Source organism: Steroidobacter agaridevorans (assembly GCF_009932555.1).
In the GTDB taxonomy this organism is placed as follows: domain Bacteria; phylum Pseudomonadota; class Gammaproteobacteria; order Steroidobacterales; family Steroidobacteraceae; genus Steroidobacter; species Steroidobacter agaridevorans.
Window position 1 is genome coordinate 104,044 of record NZ_BLJO01000011.1, and the last position, 19,638, is coordinate 123,681.

The 19,638-nt window shown below is 60.1% G+C and carries 12 protein-coding genes, 2 tRNA genes and 3 rRNA genes; 3 read left to right on the forward strand and 14 right to left on the reverse strand.

What is annotated here, in order from left to right; translation table 11 throughout:
- Positions 1–93: 93 nt before the first annotated feature.
- The 6 genes from rrf to tyrS form a co-directional block, all read right to left on the reverse strand.
- Positions 94–209, reverse strand: a 5S ribosomal RNA gene (gene rrf / locus GYH35_RS31810).
- A gap of 179 nt (positions 210–388) precedes the next feature.
- A 23S ribosomal RNA gene (locus GYH35_RS31815) occupies positions 389–3,284 on the reverse strand.
- Between the two features lie 276 nt (positions 3,285–3,560).
- A tRNA-Ala gene (locus tag GYH35_RS31820) sits at positions 3,561–3,636 on the reverse strand.
- A 19-nt stretch (positions 3,637–3,655) separates the two neighbouring features.
- Positions 3,656–3,732, reverse strand: a tRNA-Ile gene (locus GYH35_RS31825).
- A 104-nt stretch (positions 3,733–3,836) separates the two neighbouring features.
- Positions 3,837–5,374, reverse strand: a 16S ribosomal RNA gene (locus GYH35_RS31830).
- Together the 16S, 23S and 5S rRNA genes with 2 tRNA genes alongside form the textbook arrangement of a ribosomal RNA operon.
- A gap of 786 nt (positions 5,375–6,160) precedes the next feature.
- Positions 6,161–7,369, reverse strand: a complete 1,209-nt coding sequence (gene tyrS, locus GYH35_RS31835; RefSeq protein WP_161815577.1) for a tyrosine--tRNA ligase — start codon at positions 7,367–7,369, stop codon at positions 6,161–6,163.
- A 246-nt stretch (positions 7,370–7,615) separates the two neighbouring features.
- Between tyrS and GYH35_RS31840 the strand changes: the two genes are divergently transcribed.
- Positions 7,616–9,037 (forward strand): peptidoglycan DD-metalloendopeptidase family protein, encoded by a 1,422-nt coding sequence (locus GYH35_RS31840; protein ID WP_161815578.1) that lies wholly within the window; start codon positions 7,616–7,618, stop codon positions 9,035–9,037.
- A 123-nt stretch (positions 9,038–9,160) separates the two neighbouring features.
- On the forward strand, positions 9,161–11,239 hold the full coding sequence (gene ppk1 / locus GYH35_RS31845) for a polyphosphate kinase 1 (protein ID WP_161815579.1): 2,079 nt from the start codon (positions 9,161–9,163) through the stop codon (positions 11,237–11,239).
- Positions 11,240–11,367: 128 nt separating this feature from the next.
- Here the strand turns inward: ppk1 and ppx are convergent, their stop codons facing one another.
- The 4 genes from ppx to GYH35_RS31865 all read right to left on the reverse strand — a co-directional run bounded on the left by ppx (position 11,368) and on the right by GYH35_RS31865 (position 14,658).
- Complete coding sequence (gene ppx, locus GYH35_RS31850) at positions 11,368–12,864, reverse strand: exopolyphosphatase (RefSeq protein ID WP_161815580.1); 1,497 nt, start codon at positions 12,862–12,864, stop codon at positions 11,368–11,370.
- A 121-nt stretch (positions 12,865–12,985) separates the two neighbouring features.
- A complete protein-coding gene (gene erpA / locus GYH35_RS31855; RefSeq protein ID WP_161815581.1) occupies positions 12,986–13,360 on the reverse strand; it encodes an iron-sulfur cluster insertion protein ErpA in 375 nt (124 codons plus the stop codon).
- A gap of 95 nt (positions 13,361–13,455) precedes the next feature.
- Positions 13,456–13,881 carry a bactofilin family protein gene (locus tag GYH35_RS31860; protein ID WP_161815582.1) on the reverse strand — a complete coding sequence of 142 codons (426 nt, stop codon included), beginning with the start codon at positions 13,879–13,881 and terminating at the stop codon, positions 13,456–13,458.
- Positions 13,882–13,917: 36 nt separating this feature from the next.
- Complete coding sequence (locus GYH35_RS31865) at positions 13,918–14,658, reverse strand: DUF6776 family protein (protein ID WP_161830488.1); 741 nt, start codon at positions 14,656–14,658, stop codon at positions 13,918–13,920.
- A gap of 235 nt (positions 14,659–14,893) precedes the next feature.
- Between GYH35_RS31865 and GYH35_RS31870 the strand changes: the two genes are divergently transcribed.
- Positions 14,894–15,316 carry a CopD family protein gene (locus tag GYH35_RS31870; RefSeq protein WP_161830528.1) on the forward strand — a complete coding sequence of 141 codons (423 nt, stop codon included), beginning with the start codon at positions 14,894–14,896 and terminating at the stop codon, positions 15,314–15,316.
- On the opposite strand, the gene GYH35_RS31875 is transcribed toward GYH35_RS31870, so the two are convergent.
- Genes GYH35_RS31875 through GYH35_RS31890 form a run of 4 tightly spaced genes read right to left on the reverse strand, consistent with a single transcriptional unit; the run spans position 15,313 to position 19,637 of the window.
- A complete protein-coding gene (locus tag GYH35_RS31875) occupies positions 15,313–15,894 on the reverse strand; it encodes an RNA pyrophosphohydrolase (RefSeq protein ID WP_161830489.1) in 582 nt (193 codons plus the stop codon). The two genes, GYH35_RS31870 and GYH35_RS31875, sit on opposite strands and share 4 nt — an antisense overlap.
- Before the next feature lie 37 nt (positions 15,895–15,931).
- Positions 15,932–16,972 (reverse strand): ABC transporter ATP-binding protein, encoded by a 1,041-nt coding sequence (locus tag GYH35_RS31880; protein WP_161815585.1) that lies wholly within the window; start codon positions 16,970–16,972, stop codon positions 15,932–15,934.
- The gene (locus tag GYH35_RS31885; RefSeq protein ID WP_161830490.1) at positions 16,962–18,611 is read right to left on the reverse strand and encodes an ABC transporter permease; all 1,650 of its coding nucleotides are present in this window, start codon (positions 18,609–18,611) and stop codon (positions 16,962–16,964) included. Before GYH35_RS31885 ends, GYH35_RS31880 begins: the two co-directional genes overlap by 11 nt.
- Before the next feature lie 9 nt (positions 18,612–18,620).
- A complete protein-coding gene (locus GYH35_RS31890; RefSeq protein ID WP_161815586.1) occupies positions 18,621–19,637 on the reverse strand; it encodes a Fe(3+) ABC transporter substrate-binding protein in 1,017 nt (338 codons plus the stop codon).
- Position 19,638: the final 1 nt, after the last annotated feature.

Below are 19,638 nucleotides of genomic sequence, written 5' to 3' on the forward strand. Positions count from 1 at the left end.
GCAATTGGTAGGTTGTAGCGATTACAAAAGCGAAAAGTCATGAGCAAAAAGCCCCGCCGGATTACTCCGGCGGGGCTTCCGCTTCATTTAAGAGCCTGGCAGTGACCTACTCTTGCATGCCCGCAGGGCACACTACCATCGGCGCACAGCATTTTCACTTCCGAGTTCGATATGGGATCGGGTGGTTCCTGCTTGCTATTGCCGCCAGGCAAACTGGCTCACGTCGCAGTCGATTGCTGTGTTTCAAGCGCTCGGCTGCAGTGAATTCGGAGTTGTTTTGACAACATTTCGACTCAGCGACATTGTTCAAAGAACCTATGTCACATTGAGTATCAACAAGTTGACCTTCTTCATTTACATGAAGGGACCCAAGCTGATTGGGTGTTATATGGTCAAGCCTCACGGGCAATTAGTACTGGTTAGCTCAATGCATTGCTGCACTTACACACCCAGCCTATCAACGTCGTAGTCTGCGACGGCCCTTTAGGGGAATCGAGTTCCCAGGGAAACCTAATCTTGGGGGGGGCTTCGCGCTTAGATGCTTTCAGCGCTTATCCCGTCCGCACATAGCTACCCGGCAGTGCCACTGGCGTGACAACCGGAACACCAGAGGTGCGTCCATCCCGGTCCTCTCGTACTAAGGACAGCTCACCCTCAAGTTTCCAACGCCCACGGCAGATAGGGACCGAACTGTCTCACGACGTTCTGAACCCAGCTCGCGTACCACTTTAAATGGCGAACAGCCATACCCTTGGGACCTGCTACAGCCCCAGGATGTGATGAGCCGACATCGAGGTGCCAAACTCCTCCGTCGATGTGGACTCTTGGGAGGAATAAGCCTGTTATCCCCGGAGTACCTTTTATCCGTTGAGCGATGGCCCTTCCATACAGAACCACCGGATCACTAAGACCTACTTTCGTATCTGTTCGACGTGTCTGTCTCACAGTTAAGCACGCTTATGCCTTTGCACTCTAGAGCGCGATGACCGACCGCGCTGAGCGTACCATTGCACTCCTCCGTTACTCTTTGGGAGGAGACCGCCCCAGTCAAACTACCCACCATACACTGTCCCCAATCCGGATTACGGACCAAGGTTAGAACTTCGAACATCCCAGGGTGGTATTTCAAGGTTGGCTCCACCCGAGCTAGCGCCCAGGTTTCATAGCCTCCCACCTATCCTACACAGGAAGGTTCAAAGTTCAGTGTAAAGCTGTAGTGAAGGTTCACGGGGTCTTTCCGTCTTGCCGCGGGAACGCCGCATCTTCACAGCGATTTCAACTTCACTGAGTCTCGGGTCGAGACAGTGTGGCCAGCGTTACGCCATTCGTGCAGGTCGGAACTTACCCGACAAGGAATTTCGCTACCTTAGGACCGTTATAGTTACGGCCGCCGTTTACCGGGGCTTCGATCAAGAGCTTCGCCTTGCGGCTAACCCCATCAATTAACCTTCCGGCACCGGGCAGGCGTCAGACCCTATACTTCCACTTGCGTGTTCGCAGAGTCCTGTGTTTTTGATAAACAGTCGCAGCCACCGATTACCTGCGACCTTCAACAGCTTCTGGAGTAAATCCATACACCGTCGAAGGCATACCTTCTTCCGAAGTTACGGTATCAATTTGCAGAGTTCCTTAACCCGAGTTCTCTCAAGCGCCTTGGCAGATTATCTGCTCGCCCACCAGTGTCGGTTTACGGTACGGTCCAATGTGATCTGAAGCTTAGAGGCTTTTCCTGGAAGCGGGGCGTTACTCACTTCGGCTCGCGTGGAGCCTCGTCATCACACCTCGGAGTTATGAGCTGCCGGATTTGCCTGGCAACTCCTCCTACATGCTTAAACAGGGAACCAACCCCTGCTGAGCTAGCCTTCTCCGTCACCCCATCGCAATCACACCGGGCACAGGAATGTTGACCTGTTTTCCATCGGCTACACCTTTCGGTCTCGTCTTAGGAACCGGCTCACCCTGCTCCGATTAACGTTGAGCAGGAAACCTTGGGCTTTCGGCGTGCGGGTTTTTCACCCGCATTAACGTTACTCATGTCAGCATTCGCACTTCTGATACCTCCAGCACACCTCGCAGTGCACCTTCGCAGGCGTACAGAACGCTCCCCTACCACCTCACTTGCGTGAGATCCGCAGCTTCGGCTCATGGCTTGAGCCCCGTTAAATCTTCCGCGCGGGCCGACTAGACCAGTGAGCTATTACGCTTTCTTTAAAGGATGGCTGCTTCTAAGCCAACCTCCTGGCTGTCTATGCCTTCCCACATCGTTCACCACTTAGCCATGAATTTGGGGCCTTAGCTGGCGGTCTGGGTTATTTCCCTCTTCACGACGGACGTTAGCACCCGCCGTGTGTCTCCCACCGGTTCACTTCCTGGTATTCGGAGTTTGCATAGGTTTGCTAAGTCGGGATGACCCGCTAGCCTAAACAGTGCTCTACCCCCAGGAGTGCTCGATGAGGCACTACCTAAATAGCTTTCGGGGAGAACCAGCTATCGCCGGCCTTGATTAGCCTTTCACTCCTATCCACAGCTCATCGACATACTATTGCAACAGTAGTTCGTTCGGACCTCCAGTGGGTATTACCCCACCTTCATCCTGGCCATGGATAGATCGACCGGCTTCGGGTCTATTCCCAGCGACTGATTCGCCCTATTCGGACTCGGTTTCCCTACGGCTCCCCTATGCGGTTAGCCTCGCCACTGAAAATAACTCGCTGACCCATTATACAAAAGGTACGCCATCACCCTTGCGGGCTCTGACTGCTTGTACGTATGCGGTTTCAGGTTCTATTTCACTCCCCTCTCCGGGGTTCTTTTCGCCTTTCCCTCACGGTACTGGTTCACTATCGGTCGATAGAGAGTATTTAGCCTTGGAGGATGGTCCCCCCATGTTCAGGCAGGATTACACGTGTCCCGCCCTACTCTTCGTTGGTCATCGACTTTGCCTTTCGTGTACGGGGCTATCACCCGCTATGGCCGGACTTTCCAGACCGTTCCACTAAGCTCGATCGACTGGTTCCAACTGGGCTGTTCCGCTTTCGCTCGCCACTACTGACGGAATCTCGGTTGATTTCTTTTCCTCCGGGTACTGAGATGTTTCAATTCCCCGGGTTAGCTCTTGCAACCTATGGATTCAGTTGCAAGTACTGCCGAAGCAGTCGGTTTCCCGATTCGGAGATCTGCGGGTGAGTTTGTTTGCCAACTAACCGCAGCTTTTCGCAGGCTACCACGTCCTTCATCGCCTTCTATCGCCTAGGCATCCACCACATACGCTTATTCACTTGACCATATAACCCCAATGAGCCTGGTGTTATACGTTGCTGATTCTCGAATGCGACATGATTCTTGAACTCTTGAGATTTCCAAACTTCGCTTATTTCTAAACGTCGTCTGGTCCATCATGATTTCGCTGAATCTGATGCGTCAAAACAACTTCCGAATTTTTAAAGAGCACCGTAACAAGAGCCGTTAAGACTCTTGCGACGTAAAGCCACTCATGAACCTTCGTTAGAAGATGCATGCATCGCTTCACGTACTAGTGAAATCCCGTGTGCCGATCGAGTTGGTGGAGCCAGTCGGGATCGAACCGACGACCCCCTGCTTGCAAAGCAGGTGCTCTCCCAGCTGAGCTATGGCCCCTGATTAGCCTTGTTAAGACTGGTGGGTCTGGGAGGATTTGAACCTCCGACCTCACCCTTATCAGGGGTGCGCTCTGACCAACTGAGCTACAGACCCGGATAGATGAAAGACCGGGCCAGTCTCACGGGAACCGATTCTTACTGAACAGATAACTTGTGTTGGGAACTCGCGGCAGCTGTATAGCTGAAGCAGAGTCATTTAAAGGAGGTGATCCAGCCGCACGTTCCCGTACGGCTACCTTGTTACGACTTCACCCCAGTCATTGACCACACCGTGGTAAGCGCCCTCCTTGCGGTTAGGCTACCTACTTCTGGTGCAATCAACTCCCATGGTGTGACGGGCGGTGTGTACAAGACCCGGGAACGTATTCACCGTGACATCGCTGATTCACGATTACTAGCGATTCCGACTTCACGCAGCCGAGTTGCAGACTGCGATCCGGACTACGACCAGCTTTTTGGGATTGGCTCCCCCTCGCGGGTTGGCAACCCTTTGTACTGGCCATTGTAGCACGTGTGTAGCCCTGGTCATAAGGGCCATGATGACTTGACGTCATCCCCACCTTCCTCCGGTTTGTCACCGGCGGTCCCCTTAGAGTTCCCAACTTAATGCTGGCAACTAAGGGCAAGGGTTGCGCTCGTTGCGGGACTTAACCCAACATCTCACGACACGAGCTGACGACAGCCATGCAGCACCTGTCTCCAGGTTCCCGAAGGCACCCCCACATCTCTGCAGGGTTCCTAGGATGTCAAGACCAGGTAAGGTTCTTCGCGTTGCATCGAATTAAACCACATGCTCCACCGCTTGTGCGGGTCCCCGTCAATTCCTTTGAGTTTCAACCTTGCGGCCGTACTCCCCAGGCGGAGAACTTAACGCGTTAGCTACGACACCGAGAGGCAGACCCTCCCGACATCCAGTTCTCATCGTTTATGGCGTGGACTACCAGGGTATCTAATCCTGTTTGCTCCCCACGCTTTCGCACATGAGCGTCAGTATTGGTCCAGGAAGTCGCTTTCGCCACTGATGTTCCTTCAGATATCTACGCATTTCACCGCTACACCTGAAATTCCACTTCCCTCTCCCATACTCTAGCAATGCAGTCCCGAATGCAGTTCCCAGGTTAAGCCCGGGGATTTCACATCCGGCTTGCAAAGCCGCCTACGCGCGCTTTACGCCCAGTAATTCCGATTAACGCTCGCACCCTCTGTATTACCGCGGCTGCTGGCACAGAGTTAGCCGGTGCTTCTTTAGTTGGTTACGTCAAGGCCGCGACGTGTTAGGTCGCAGCTTTTCTTCCCAACCGAAAGGGCTTTACAACCCGCAGGCCTTCTTCACCCACGCGGCGTCGCTGGATCAGGGTTGCCCCCATTGTCCAATATTCCCCACTGCTGCCTCCCGTAGGAGTCCGGACCGTGTCTCAGTTCCGGTGTGACTGGTCGTCCTCTCAGACCAGTTACGGATCGTCGCCTTGGTAGGCCATTACCCTACCAACTAGCTAATCCGACTTGGGCTCATCTGTTAGCGCCAGGCCTTGCGGTCCCCGGCTTTCCACCGTAGTGCGTATGCGGTATTAGCCAACCTTTCGGTTGGTTGTCCCCCACTAACAGGCAGATTCCCAAGCGTTACTCACCCGTCCGCCGCTCGTCAGCATGTATTGCTACACCTGTTACCGCTCGACTTGCATGTGTTAGGCACGCCGCCAGCGTTCAATCTGAGCCAGGATCAAACTCTTCACTTAAAGGCTTTGAGACCTATCAAGTTGAACGAAGAGATTATCCAAACAAGCTCTACTGGCTAATTTGGTAACTCATCGTCGAAGTTGGCTTCGCCAACGAACCGACGCGAGTCCCCACACAAATTATCTGTTTCAGTTTTTAAAGAGCGTCGCCTTCGAGAGGCGCTGCCGTTGCGCGGTGGCTAGGCAGAAGCGGAACTCTAAGCTGCTTCGTTCGTTTCGTCAACCCCTCGTTTTCATTTCGAGGCGTCGGCGTCCTTCCGAACCAGCTTCCTCGCAACCAGTTTTTCAACCGGCATCCGCTGCGAGGGAGGCGCATCTTACTGTCTCGTTTCTGGCCGTCAACCCCTTCGAATTTTTTATTTTCGAAGTGTCGGCGGCCAGTCGAATCAGTGTCTTCGCAACCCGGTTTTCACCGGCGCCTCGTTGCGAAGGCGGCGCATCTTACTGTCTCGTTTCTGGCCGTCAACCCCCTCGAAATTTTTTATTTTCGAGGTGTCGGCGACCGGTCGGAGCAGCTGCTTCGCAGCCCGTTTTTCAACCGGCGCCCGCTGCGAAGGGGGCGCATCTTACTGTTTGATTACAGGGCGTCAACACCCTTCGTAAGTTTTTTTCGAGGTGCGTTTCGGCGGCTGAAAACATGGTTATTTCTTCGCCACGCCGAAACCGTATTTCGCGGCCGCCGCGTGAATTTGCAAGAGCCTGAACGCGGCTCGAGGAATTTTTTTTCGATCGCGAAGTGCTCTCGGGATACTCCCAAGAGCACCCGATTCTGTTAAGGCGAACGACCTAAGTTGAACGCACGACCTCGATATAGGCGAAGCCACGCTTGCCGACCTGGAGCAGGCGGGCCGGCCCTGGCTCGAGCGCGGTCTTGATGTCTTCGATCCGCTCGCCGTCGATGCGAACCGCCCCTTGCTGGATGAGCCGGGTCGCAGCCGAAGTGCTGTCGGCCAACCCTGCCTGTTTGATGGCGGCAGCCACACCGAGGCTCGCCCCCTCGATCGTGAGCGTCTTTTTCTCGATGTTTTCGGGAATCTCCCGACGCTGACTGCGTGAGGAAAAATTCTGCCGTGCCTGTTCGGCAGCGGCGGCGCCCGCGAAGCGCGTAGTGATTTCCATCGCGAGCTCGAATTTGATCTCCATCGGATTGCGGCCGTCGGCGATCTGCTGGCGCAAGCTCGCGAGCTCGGCATTGGGACGGAACGACAGCAGATCGAAGTAGCGCCACATCAGCTCGTCGGAAATCGACATGAGCTTGCCGAACATGCTGTCGGCCTCTTCGTTGACGCCGATGTAATTGCCGAGCGACTTCGACATCTTGTTCACGCCGTCGAGGCCTTCCAGCAGCGGCATGGTGAGCACGATCTGCGGCTCCTGTCCGAAGGCTTCCTGCAGCTGCCGGCCCATCAACAGATTGAACTTCTGATCCGTGCCGCCGAGCTCGACGTCGGCTTTGAGCGCGACCGAGTCATAGCCCTGCACCAGCGGGTACAGGAACTCGTGAATGGCAATGGGCTGGCCGCTCTTATAGCGCTTGGTGAATTCGTCGCGCTCGAGCATGCGGGCCACCGTGCTCTTGGCCGCCAGCTGGATCATGCCCGCCGCGCCGAGCTGGCTCATCCAGCGGGAATTGAAATCGACCGTGGTTTTCGCGGGATCCAGGATCTTGAAGATCTGGTCCTGGTAGGTGCGCGCGTTGGCCTGAACGTCCTCGGGCGTCAGCGGCGGCCGCGTCGCATTGCGGCCGGTCGGGTCGCCGATCAGACCCGTGAAATCCCCGATCAAGAAAATCACGTCGTGGCCGAAATCCTGAAAGCGGCGCATTTTGTTGATCAGCACCGTGTGCCCGAGATGCAGATCGGGCGCAGTCGGATCGAAGCCGGCCTTGATCCTGAGCGGTTTGCCGCGCTTGAGCTTCGTGAGCAGCTCGGACTCCAGCAGAATTTCGCTGCTGCCACGTTTGAGCTCGGACAATTGTTCGTCGGCGGAAAGCATCGGATTTCCAGCGTGCCGCGAAGGGCACGGTAGTGATTGTGAGTTGGAATGCGTGGCGACTTTAGTCGCTTCGGCCAGCCTCGGTCACGCCCCTGAAGCGGCGCGGCGCGATTGTTCAGCGCCGAAGTGACGATGAACGGGACCCAAAACGTAAGTTCATCGATTGAATCGGTAGTTGACGCAGGCGCTTCGATTCTTCAAATTTGCGACTTGGTTCATTTACTTTAACTTATTTACGCACCGGCCATGCGCGAGTCCAGGCAAGCGGCACAACTCGGTTTTCGCAAGGGATTACAGGCTAATCCCAGCACCTCGGCTCCCACCGCGCGGACCGCTTTCGATTACAAGCCCCAGTCCGCTCGCAGCAGCAATCATGCGCGCTGGTTCGTCTCCGGCCTGGTGCTGCCTCTGATCGGCGGACTGATTGCGTATGGCGTGGCGACTCGCGACGGCTCGTTGCTTGCGCCGCGCGAGCCGGCGGTCAACCTGGCCAACCTGCCGCCGCTCGAAATCGCGGAGGTGGAGATCCCCACCTCGGCGATGCCCACTTCCATCCTCGGCGACACCGTCGAATACGTGGTCCGTCGCAACGACACGATGGATCGCATTTTCCGGCAGCTGAAGCTGAACCTCACCGACCTGGCCGCGATCCGCGACATGCCGAGCGTGCAGGAGCAGCTCGATCAGCTGCGCGTCGGCGACATCATTACGCTGGTTCACGATGAAGGCCTGGTGCAGTCGCTGACCCGCCGCATCAGCGAGACCGCGATTCTCTCGGTGACGCGCGCCAACGAAGGCTTCAACGCCGAAGTGATCGAGACGCCGCTCGACATCCAGGAAGTGCAGACCGAAGGCACGATCGACTCGTCGCTGTTCGTGGCGGCCCGCGCCGCCGGCGTCAGCCCCGAGGTGATCCTGCAGATGGCCAACGACATTTTCGGTTGGGACATCGACTTCGCGCTCGATATCCAGCCCGGCGACAAGTTCAACCTGGTTTACGAGCAGAAGTATCGCGACGGCAAGTTCATCGGCAACGGCCGCATCCTGGCTGCCGACTTCATGAACAACGGCACTTTGCATCGCGCGGTGTGGTTCGAATCCAAGGACGGCAAAGTGTCCGACTACTTCCGTCCCGATGGCCGCAGCGTGCGTCGCGCTTTCCTGCGCGCGCCGTTGGAATTCACACGCATCAGCTCGAACTTCAATCCCAAGCGTCGCCATCCCATCCTGAACAAGATTCGCGCTCACAAGGGCGTGGACTATGCTGCGGCGACCGGCACGGTAATCAAAGCGGCGGGCGATGGCCGCGTCGCCTTCGTCGGCAACAAGGGTGGCTACGGCCGCGTCGTGATTCTCGAGCACGGCGGTGGCGTCTCGACGCTTTACGGCCACATGTCCCGCTTCGCGAGCATTCGCAACGGCCAGCGGGTCCGCCAGGGCTCGACGATCGGTTACGTCGGCAGCTCCGGCGCCGCGACCGGCCCGCATCTGCACTACGAATACCTGGTGAATGGCGTGCACAAGAACCCGCGCACGGTATTGCTGCCGGAAGCCGGGCCGATTCCGGAAGAGTATCGCGCCGAGTTCGTGACCAAGTCCGGCCAGATGTTGGCCAAGCTCGATCGCGCCGGCGCCGCCACGGTCACGACCGCCGCCCTCGCCCCGTAAGCTTCCCTGCCGGATCGCGTCTTTTATGGGCGCGATCCGCGAAGACATCCGCATGTAACACATGCCCTGTGCCGCCCGTAGTATTCTCGAAGACCCCTCTATGGGACTGCGGCGACGGCGGCTATGTTGGATGTGAATCTCAAGGCTCCCGAGCACTACATCAATCGGGAACTGTCGTTTCTCGACTTCAACCAGCGCGTGCTCGCGCAAGCTCACGATGAGCGCCTGCCGCTGCTGGAGCGGATCCGTTTCCTCGGCATCTCCTGCTCCAATCTGGATGAGTTCTTCGAGATCCGCGTCGCCAGCTTGAAGCAGCGCCAGGAGCTGGGCTCGCTGACCGGCGGCCCCGATGGCATGACAGTGCCGGAGCAACTCGCCGCCATTCACGAGCGTGCCGCGGCGCTGGTGAAGGACCAGTACGAACTGCTCCACGAGCTGGTGTTTCCCGACCTGGCAAGCCAGGGCATCCAGTTCGTCAACGCGAAGACGCTGACACCGGCGCAGCGTAAATGGGTGGGCGATTATTTCGCGAAGGAAGTCGAGCCGGTGCTCACGCCGCTCGGGCTCGATCCGGCGCGCCCGTTCCCTCGCATTCAAAACAAGAGCTTGAACTTCATCGTGCGCTTGTCCGGCAAGGACGCGTTCGGCCGCGACGCCGAGCTCGCGGTCGTGCAAGTGCCGCGCTCCTTGCCTCGAATCATTCGCCTGCCGCCGAACCCGGACGAGCCAGCCAGGACGACCTTCGTGTTCCTGTCCGCGGTGATCTCGACCTTCATCGCGCAGCTGTTCAGCGGCATGAAAGTGGAAGGCACGTGGCAGTTCCGGGTCACACGCAACAGCGATCTGTTCGTCGACGACGAAGAAGTGGACAACCTGCTGCGCGCCATCGAAGGCGAGCTTGCGCAACGACGTTATGGGGCGGCCGTGCGCCTGGAGACGTCGATCGACTGTCCGGAAGACATTACCAACTTCCTGCTGCGTCATTTCGCGCTCAAGCGCGACGATCTGTACCAGGTCAACGGCCCCGTGAATCTCAACCGGCTGATGGCGATTTACGATCTGGTCGACCGTCCCGACCTGAAATTTCCGCCGTTCACGCCTTGCATCCCCAAGCGCCTGGTCGCGAAGGAAGACATCTTCGCGGTCATGCGCGAAGGCGAAGTTCTGCTGCATCACCCGTTCGAAGCGTTCGCGCCGGTGATCGATTTCCTGCGCCAGGCAGCGGCCGATCCGGATGTGCTCGCGATCAAGCAGACGCTGTATCGCACCGGCCCGCAATCTCCCGTCGTCGACGCGTTGGTCGATGCGGCCCGCGCCGGCAAGGAAGTGACGGTGATCATCGAGCTGATGGCGCGCTTCGACGAAGCGGCGAACATCCAGCTCGCGACCCGACTGCAGGAAGCCGGCGCGCACGTCATGTATGGCGTCGTCGGTTACAAGACGCACGCGAAGCTGATCATGGTGGTCCGGCGCGAGCGTGGGAAGCTGCGCCGCTACTGTCACTGCGGCACGGGCAACTATCACCCGAACACCGCGCGCGTCTACACCGACTACGGCCTCTTCACCTGCGATGAAGCGGTCGGCGAAGACCTGCACGAGCTGTTCTTGCAGCTCACCAGCCCGACGCGCGTCGCGACCATGCAGAAGATCCTGCAGTCGCCGTTCACGCTGCACGAGAGCCTGCTCGAAAAGACCCGCCGCGAAATCGCCTTCGCGCGCGAAGGCAAGCCTGCCCGCATCATCGCCAAGATGAACGCGCTGATCGAGCCGCAAATCATTCAGACGCTCTACTCCGCCGCGATGGCCGGCGTGAAGGTCGACCTGATCGTGCGCGGCATCTGCGCATTGCGGCCCGGACTGCCGGGCATTTCAGAGAACATCACGGTGCGTTCGGTGATCGGCCGCTTCCTGGAGCACTCGCGCGTCTATTACTTCCACAACGACGGCAATCCCGAGATCTTTTGCGCCAGCGCCGACTGGATGGAGCGCAACTTCTTCCGTCGCATCGAAGTGTGCTTCCCGATCGAGCGCAAACAGCATCGCGATCGCATCGTCGAGGACTTGCAGACCTATCTGGCCGACAACGAGCAGGCGTGGGTGTTGCGCCCCGACGGCAAGTACGAGCGCGCCAACGCCAACGGCGCTCCACAGGTGAGCGCGCAGCAAGTGCTGCTTCAGCGGTACTCGAACTGCAACGACTGAGGGGCTGGACCGGTGGACAGGCCGGCGTACCTGGACTCTGCCGCGAGACAGCCGGCAAAAGTCGCGCCTTTTGCCGGCGGCAATGAAGCCACTGTCTGCAAAAGGGCCGCAGGCCGCTTTTGCCAATACTAGATGACGCGCAGGCGGTAGCCGGCCGCTTTCAGATACTCGATCTCGTTGTCCAGATCGGCGGCGGTCAGCGGATGGGAATCGAGCCAGCCCTTTGGGAACGTGATCTCCATCGCTCGCGCGCGCGGCAGTAGCTCGATTTTCGGCAGCACCTCGGCGCTGCGCCCACGATGTAACAACACAGCGAGCCGCAGGATCAGGATCAAGAACTGCGCCTTGATGTGCCAGGGCGGCGTCAGATCCTGGAGCGCATCGAGCATCAGCTTGCGCCGATGCGCGCCGACGATGTACGCGAGGATCTTCTGCTCTTCCTGCGGGAAGCCCGGCAAGTCCGCATGTTCGAGCAGATACGCGCCGTGCTTCTGGTAATGCGAGTGCGAGACATCGAGGCCGATCTCATGCAAGCGCGCGGCGCACGACAACGCCATTTCGGCGAAAGGATCGTCCAGCTCCCACGCCGTCTGCGTCTGACGCAAGAAGTCGAGCGCAGTGGCTTCGACCCGCGCCGCCTGAGCCAGGTCGACGTGATAGCGGCCTTGCATGGCGCGCACGCTGCGCAAGCGTGCATCTTCATCGGTGAAGCGGCCGACCAGGTCGTACAGCAAGCCTTCGCGCAATGCGCCGTCAGCAGCTTTCATCGTCTTGATATCGAGCACGGCGAGCACTTCCGCAAGGATGGCGAGACCGCCAGGGAACACCGGCAAGCGTTCCTCCGCCAATCCGGGCAGACGCAACTTCGACAGCTCTCCTGCGCGCAACAGCTGCTCGATCAGCAGTTCGATCCCGGCAGGCGTAATGATTCCATCGCCGTTGGAACGCGCACGCAGAACATCGCTGACCGCGCGAATCGTGCCGGACGAACCGACCGTGTGCTCCCAACCAAAATTCTTGAACGTCGTCTGCACCGGCTCCAGCTCGAGGCGCGCGGCGAGTCGAGCGCGCTTCATGCGCTTCTCGGTGATCACGCCATCGTTGAAGATGCGCGAGCTCATGCTCACGCAGCCCATGTGCAGGCTTTCGAGCTTCTTCGGATGCTGGCCTTCGCCGATGATGATTTCGGTGCTGCCGCCGCCGATGTCGGCCACGAGTCGGCGACCGGGTTCACTGGGCATGGTGTTGGCGACGCCGAGATAAATCAGGCGCGCCTCTTCGATGCCGGAAATCACTTCGATGGGATGGCCGAGCGCCGAGCGCGCCCGATCCAGAAAGGCGCCTTTACGCTTCGCCTTGCGCAGCGTGTTGGTGCCGACGACGCGCACGCTCTCGGCTTTCATGTCGCGCAAGCGCTGCCCGAATCGCTCCAGGCAGGCGAGCGCAACCTCGATGGCTTCGCGCTTCAGGCGGCCCTGCTCATCGAGCCCGGCGCCGAGCCGCACGCTTTCACGCAGACGGTCCTGGATGACGAGTTGCCCATGCGAATGCCGGGCGACGACCATATGGAAGCTGTTGGAACCGAGATCGACGGCCGCAATGACGTCGGGAATTTTGCGCGCCATCGCAAAAACTATCCGATCGCCCGATTGCAGTTGTTGGACACGGCCATTCGCTCAACGTCGCCTTTTTGACAGCGGCAACTGTGCCACTGTCGGCGAGGTCGAGCAATCCGCGCTGCGAGGGTTACATATTGAACGACGATCCGCAGCCGCAGGTGGTCGTGGCGTTCGGATTGCGAATGACGAACTGCGCGCCTTCGATGTCTTCTTTGTAGTCGATCTCGGCGCCGGCGAGATACTGGATGCTCATCGGATCGATCAGCAGCGTCACGCCGCCGTTCTCGACGCGCGTGTCGCCTTCTTCCAGGTTCTCGTCGAAGGTGAAGCCGTATTGGAAGCCCGAGCAGCCGCCGCCCTGCACGAACACGCGCAGCTTCAGATTGGGATTCGATTCTTCACGGATCAGCTCGCCGACCTTGGCGGCCGCGGCATCGGTGAAGACCAGGCTGGGCGCGCCGGCATGCGGAGCAAAACTGGAAACGGCGGATTCGGTGTTCATGAGGCCACGTTGGGGACGGCAGCGTCTGAATCAAGTGTAGCCCAGCCATCGCCGGGAACGGCAAAACGCTCCCAAACCATTGAGCTATAAGGTCATCAGCCTGCGGAATCTGCGGCTGCCTCGCCCGGCGCCGGCTTGATCTCGGGCTCGGTCTTGCCGCCCCGGCGCGGTTCGTGGATCAGCTTGCCGGTGATCTCCGCACCCATTTCCATCTCGATCAGCGCGTAATACACGTTGCCCGTGACCCGGGCGGTCGCGCCGAGCTCGACGCGCTCGTGCGCCAGGATGTCGCCCTTCACCGTGCCATTGAGGATCACGTTGGGCACGGCCACCGAGCCTTCCACGACGCCGCTGTCGCTGACACTGAGCGTCGCGCCGGAATCGGCGGGCGCATCGACGTTGCCTTTCACGTGACCGTCGACGTGGAAGCCGCCGGCGAACTGCACGTCGCCGATGATGCGGGTGCCGGCGCCGATCAGCGTGTCGATACGATGCGGTTTGGGTTTGCTACGGTTGAACATGCGCCGTCCAGATCAGGGGCCAGCTCGCCTCGAGGCTTACGCTTCGGTCTGCACTTGCCAGGGGTAGGATTCTCGCACAGGGTCCATGCGCGGCGAACGCACCTCGACCGTCACGGCCCGCGGCTCGAAGCCGTCCGGCAGCACGATGTCCTGCTCGAGATTCTGAAAATAGCGGAATTGAAAGGGCAGCTGTCCATCGGCCCGCTGCGTTTCCGCGGCCTCCGAGAGCGACAGCTGGACCGGGCGATTCTCGCGCACGCCTTCGAGCTGCACGATCACCGATCCGGAGACTACGCTTTCCTGGCGCATCGACTGCACCAGCACCAGCCGCAGCCGGTATTGGTGGTCGCCCGCGCCGGGCAGCACCTGGAAGCGTTGAATGCGCAAACCGCCGATGCCGTCTTCCGGCGACACGATGCCGCGATAGAAGGTCAGCTGCTCGCGATGCTTGAGGACCTGCGCCTGCAAGTCCGCGAGATTCTTTTCGACGTCCGCGTATGCCTTGTTCTCGACCTTGCGATCCAGCTCAGCGGAGGCGATCGCGGCGCGCAGCCGTTCATTCTCTTCCTGCAGCGACTCGATCTTGGCGTTCAGCTCGCGACGCTGCTGGATCTCGGCGAACTTGCTGTACCCGCCCTCGAAGCGGCCCCACTCGTACATCAGGTACAGCGCGATCAGCACACCCAGCGTCCCCACGATGAGCACGGCACGCCGCCGCCAGGAAGGCATCTGGCGAATGACGAAGGCGCCGGTGCGTTGGGGAGCGAATTCAGGCATTTCTGAACGACTGTGGAGGCGAAAAAAACCTGGTACGAATTTGACGAAAGCTGGTGAAATTAGAGCACAGCCGCCGCGCCCCGTTTTGAGAAGCGCCGCAAAGAATCCCGTCCCGGCGCCGGACTTGCCCCTCATCGGCGGCCGTCACCCGCGACCGAATGCGGCGATCACGCAAAGCGGCTACAGGCGAAAGCCGCTGCGGTCCCGACGGTCACGGAAAAGGTCATTCATGCTCATGCTCTGGCTCAAGGCGTTGCACATTATTTTCGTCATCACCTGGTTCGCAGGCCTGTTCTATCTGCCGCGCCTGTTCGTGTATCACGCGGCGCTTGGAGGCAGCGATCCGGCAGGCGCCGAGCGCTTCAAGATCATGGAGCGGCGGCTTTTCACCATGATGACGGTGGGCGGCGTGCTCGCGGTGCTGTTCGGCGGCGCGACGCTGGGCCAGGCGCCGGGCTTCATGCAGACCGGATGGATGCACGCCAAGCTGACGCTGGTGGCCGGGCTCATCGCATATCACGTCTGGTGCTACCGGCTGGTGACTGCATTCCGCGACAATCGGAACCAGCACTCGGAACGCTGGTATCGAGGCTTCAACGAAGTGCCGACGCTGTTCCTGTTCGGCATCGTGATCCTCGTCGTCGTTAAGCCGTTTTAACTGATAGCCTTGTCGCGAGCGGGCTTTTGCTGCCGCTGGGCCAGATTGCGTAAATATTTTTCTTCCTGGGACCACTCGGGCAGCGCCGGCGGGTCCTGCGGAAAGGCGGTGCGCGCCAGCTCATCCAGGGCGCGCGCATAAACGGCACGCTTGAAGTAGATGACCTCGCGAACCGGGGTCCAGTAGTCCACCCAGCGCCAGCTGTCGAATTCGGGCTCGCCATTGGAGACGAGGTCGAAGCGATCCTCGCTGCCCACGAAGCTCAGCAGGAACCAGCGCTGTTTCTGCCCGATGCAGGGCGGATGGCTGTTTTTGCGGACGTATTGTTTGGGCAACCGGTAGCGCAGCCAATTGCGGGTACCGGCGATCAGCTTCACGTCCTGGGGATCGAGCCCCACCTCCTCCTTGAGCTCGCGGTACAAGGCTTCCTCGGGGCTTTCCCGCTGCTGTACGCCGCCTTGGGGGAATTGCCAGCCGCGGCCGCCGGTCCGGCCGCCAAGGAAGACCTGGCGGTCCTCGCGGATCAAGACGATTCCGACATTGGCGCGAAAGCCGTCTGCATCGATGAAATCGGTCATGGAACTGGAAAAAAATCGGATTGATCCGATTCTTTCATCAGTCCCGAGCGAAAGCCACCACATGATCGGGTTCGATGCGAATGCCGATTTGCTCGCCGACGGCGTGGTCGTGGTGGCTCGGCACCAGCGACAGCAGCTGCACGCCGCTCGCCAGCTTCAGCGTGTACAAGAACTCCGCTCCACGGAACGCGCGCTGACACACTTCCGCGCGCAGCGTGCTGGCGTCGTCGTGAATGACGTCGTCGGGCCGTAACAGCAGATCGACCTGACGACCGGTCTGCCACTGGCCGTTGCCGTTGGCGCGCACCACACCCAGCTCGGTGCGCACCGAGCCCGCTGCGACGATCTCGCCGGGAATGAACACGCCCTGGCCGATGAAGTCGGCGACGAAGCGCGTCTCCGGCCGATGATAAAGCTGATACGGCGTGTCCCACTGCTCCAGCTTGCCGTCCCTCATCACGCCCACGACATCGGCGACCGCAAACGCTTCCTGCTGATCGTGAGTCACGAGCAGCGCAGTCGTGTTGAGCGTCTTCAACACCGAACGAACTTCGACGCTCAGGCGCTCGCGCAGCTCGACATCGAGACTCGAGAACGGCTCATCGAGCAACACGATCTCCGGTTCCGGCGCCAACGCTCGCGCCAGTGCGACGCGCTGCTGCTGACCGCCGGACAATTGATGCGGGTAATGACTGCGGTGCTCCGCCAGACCCACCGTTTCCAATATTTCTTCCGCGCGTCGCTTGCGCTTGCTGCGATCCAGGCGATGCAGGCCGAACGCAACGTTGTCGAGCACCGTGAGATGCGGGAACAACGCGTAGTCCTGGAACACCATGCCGATCTGCCGGCTCTCCGGCGGCGACTGAAAATTCTCGGACGCAAGCACACGGCCGTGCGCGCGAATCACACCGACATCTACAGGCTCGAAACCCGCGATACAACGCAACGCCGTCGTCTTGCCGCAGCCGCTCGGGCCCAGCAGACAACCGATCGAGCCTTTCGCCAGGCGCATCGACAAGCCATTCACGGCCGAGCGCTCGCCGAAACGCCGCACTACGTTTTCAAGCTCAAGCCACATGCGCACCTCTGCGCGTCAGCATGGCGGCGGGAATGAGCCCGACGAGGACGATGGCCACCGCAGGCAACGCTGCGCGCTCCCATTCACCTTCGGACGTCATCTCCCACACGCGCACCGCCAGCGTGTCCCAGCCCGGCGGACGCGTGATCAACGTGATGGGCATCTCCTTCATCACGTCGACGAACACCAGGGTCGCCGCGGTCGCGAGACTGGTTCGCAGCAGCGGCACATGAACTTTACGAATCAGATCGGTGCCGACGACACCGAGACTGGCGGCGGCTTCATCGATACTGCGCGTCACCCGCTGCAGGCCGCTCTCGACCGGGTTGAATCCAACCGTGAGAAAACGCGCGAGATAAGCGATGAGCACCGCGAGCAAGGTGCCTTGGAGCAGCAACACCGGCGCCGACTCACCCATCCATGCGCGCAGCCAATTCTGCAGCTGGTTGTTCAACAGGACCAGTGGCACAGCGATGCCGACGGCCAGCACCGTGCCCGGAATCGCGTAACCCAGCGTCGCCAGTCGCACGAGCATGCGCATCGACCGGGTCGATCGACGTCGCTCGATGTAAGCAAGCGCGAGACTGGCCAGCACGATCACTACAGCGGCGCTGCCTGCGAGCACCAGGCTCCGCGCGATGAATCCCCAGTAGCGGCTGTCGATGTCGCCCACATTCTCGACAGACCAGATCAAGAGCTGTAACAGCGGCAACACGAAGGAGAGCGCCAACACCAAGGCCGCGCCGACGAATGCGCTCCATCGCGCCACCGGCCCCAGGTTCAAACGCGTCGCTTGACGCGTCATGTCTCTGCTACTGGCAAAACGAGCGCCGGCTCGCGAACTGCGCTCGAGCGCGAACGCCGCGATTACAAACAGCAGCAGAACACCCGCGAGCTCCAGCGCCGCGCTCACGGAAAACATGCCGAACCATGCGCGGTAGATCGCTGTCGTGAACGTGTTGTAGTTGAACACCGAGACCGCGCCGAAGTCGGCCAGGGTTTCCATGCAGACCAACGCAATGCCCGCGGCGATCCACGGACGCGCCATTGGCAGAGCGACCTTCCACGTCGCCGCCGCACGACCCAGTCCTAACATCTGCGCAGCTTCGAGCGCACGCCGGCCTTGCGTGAGAAACGCCGTTCTCGCGAGCAAATAAACGTAGGGGTAGAGCGCGAGCGACAGCACGAAGATGACCCCGCCGGTCGAACGAATCTTCGGCACCCACGCGGAGCTGCCGGTTACAGCGCGCAGCCAGCTCTGCAACGGCCCCGCGAAATCCAGAAAGCCCACCGCGACAAACGCGAGCACATAGGTGGGAATGGCGAGCGGCAGCAACAGCGCCCAATCGAAAAAGCGCCGGCCGGGAAATTCACAAATCGACGTGAGCCACGCGAGCACCGTACCGACGATGCCGCTCAACAGCGCGACCCCGATCAGCAGCTTGATCGTGTTGATCGTGACTTCGGGCAGCACATATCGAGACAAGTGCGCCCAGACTTCGGCTTCAGGCGAGATCGTGGCGTGCGCGATGACCAGCAAAGGCACGAGCGCAGGCAGGCACAGCACAACCGCGAGCACCACGCTCAGCGGATCGCGCCATGCGCGCCGCGTTTCCGCCTGCACAATCTCCGCGCTCATAATGAATCGTCAGCGATACCCGACCCGATCCATCAACTTCACCGCCGTGGCCTGCAACTCGCCGGCCTGCGCGACGTTCATCGGGCTGCGCTTGAAATCGCCCCACGCCTTGACGATCGGATCGGGCTCGATGCTGGGGCTGGCGGGATATTCCAGGTTCAAACCGGCGAACATCGACTGCGCCTCGGGCTGCGACAGCCACTCGAGAAATTTCTTCGCCTGCTCGCCACGCGGCGCGTGCGCCGTGACACCGGCGCCGGAAATGTTGATGTGCACGCCCTGCCCTGTCTGATCGGCCCAGAACAGTTTCAACGGCAGATCGGGCTGATCGCGCAGCAGGCGGCCGAAGTAATAAGTGTTCACCAGACCGACGTCACATTGGCCCGCGGCGATCGCTTCCATCAGCAGCGTGTCGTTCGAGAAAGGCTCGGTGGCGAGATTCGCGACCCAGCCGCGGACGATTTCTTCGGTCTTCGGCTCGCCGTATTCGGCGATGAGCATGGCGACCAGCGATTGGTTGTAAACCTTCTTCGAGGTGCGCAGGCACAGCTTGCCTTTCCAACGCTCGCCGCCGAGCGCGGCGTAATCGCTCAACTCTTCGGGCTTCACGCGCTCGGTGCTGTAAACGATGGTGCGCGCGCGGATCGAAAAGCCGAACCAGCGGCCCTGCGGATCGCGCAGGCTCTCGGGAATGTTGGTGTTGAGCGCTTCCGAATTCACGGACTGCAGCAGCCCGAGATCGGCGGCGTGCCACAACTCGCCGGCATCGACCGTCATCAGGATGTCGGCCTGGGAGTTCGCGCCCTCGGCATTCAAGCGCTCGATCAAGGGACCGGCATCGTCGGTGACGAAGCGGATTTGCTGGCCGCTCTCGGCGCTGTAGCGATCGAAGATGGGCTTGATCAGCTGTTCGTTGCGGGCCGAATACACGACCAGCTCGGAGGGTTGCTTGGCGCAGCCGGCGAGACCCACTGCGAGCACCAGCGCGCCGAACAGGGGCGCAAACACACCGAACCTTACTGACATG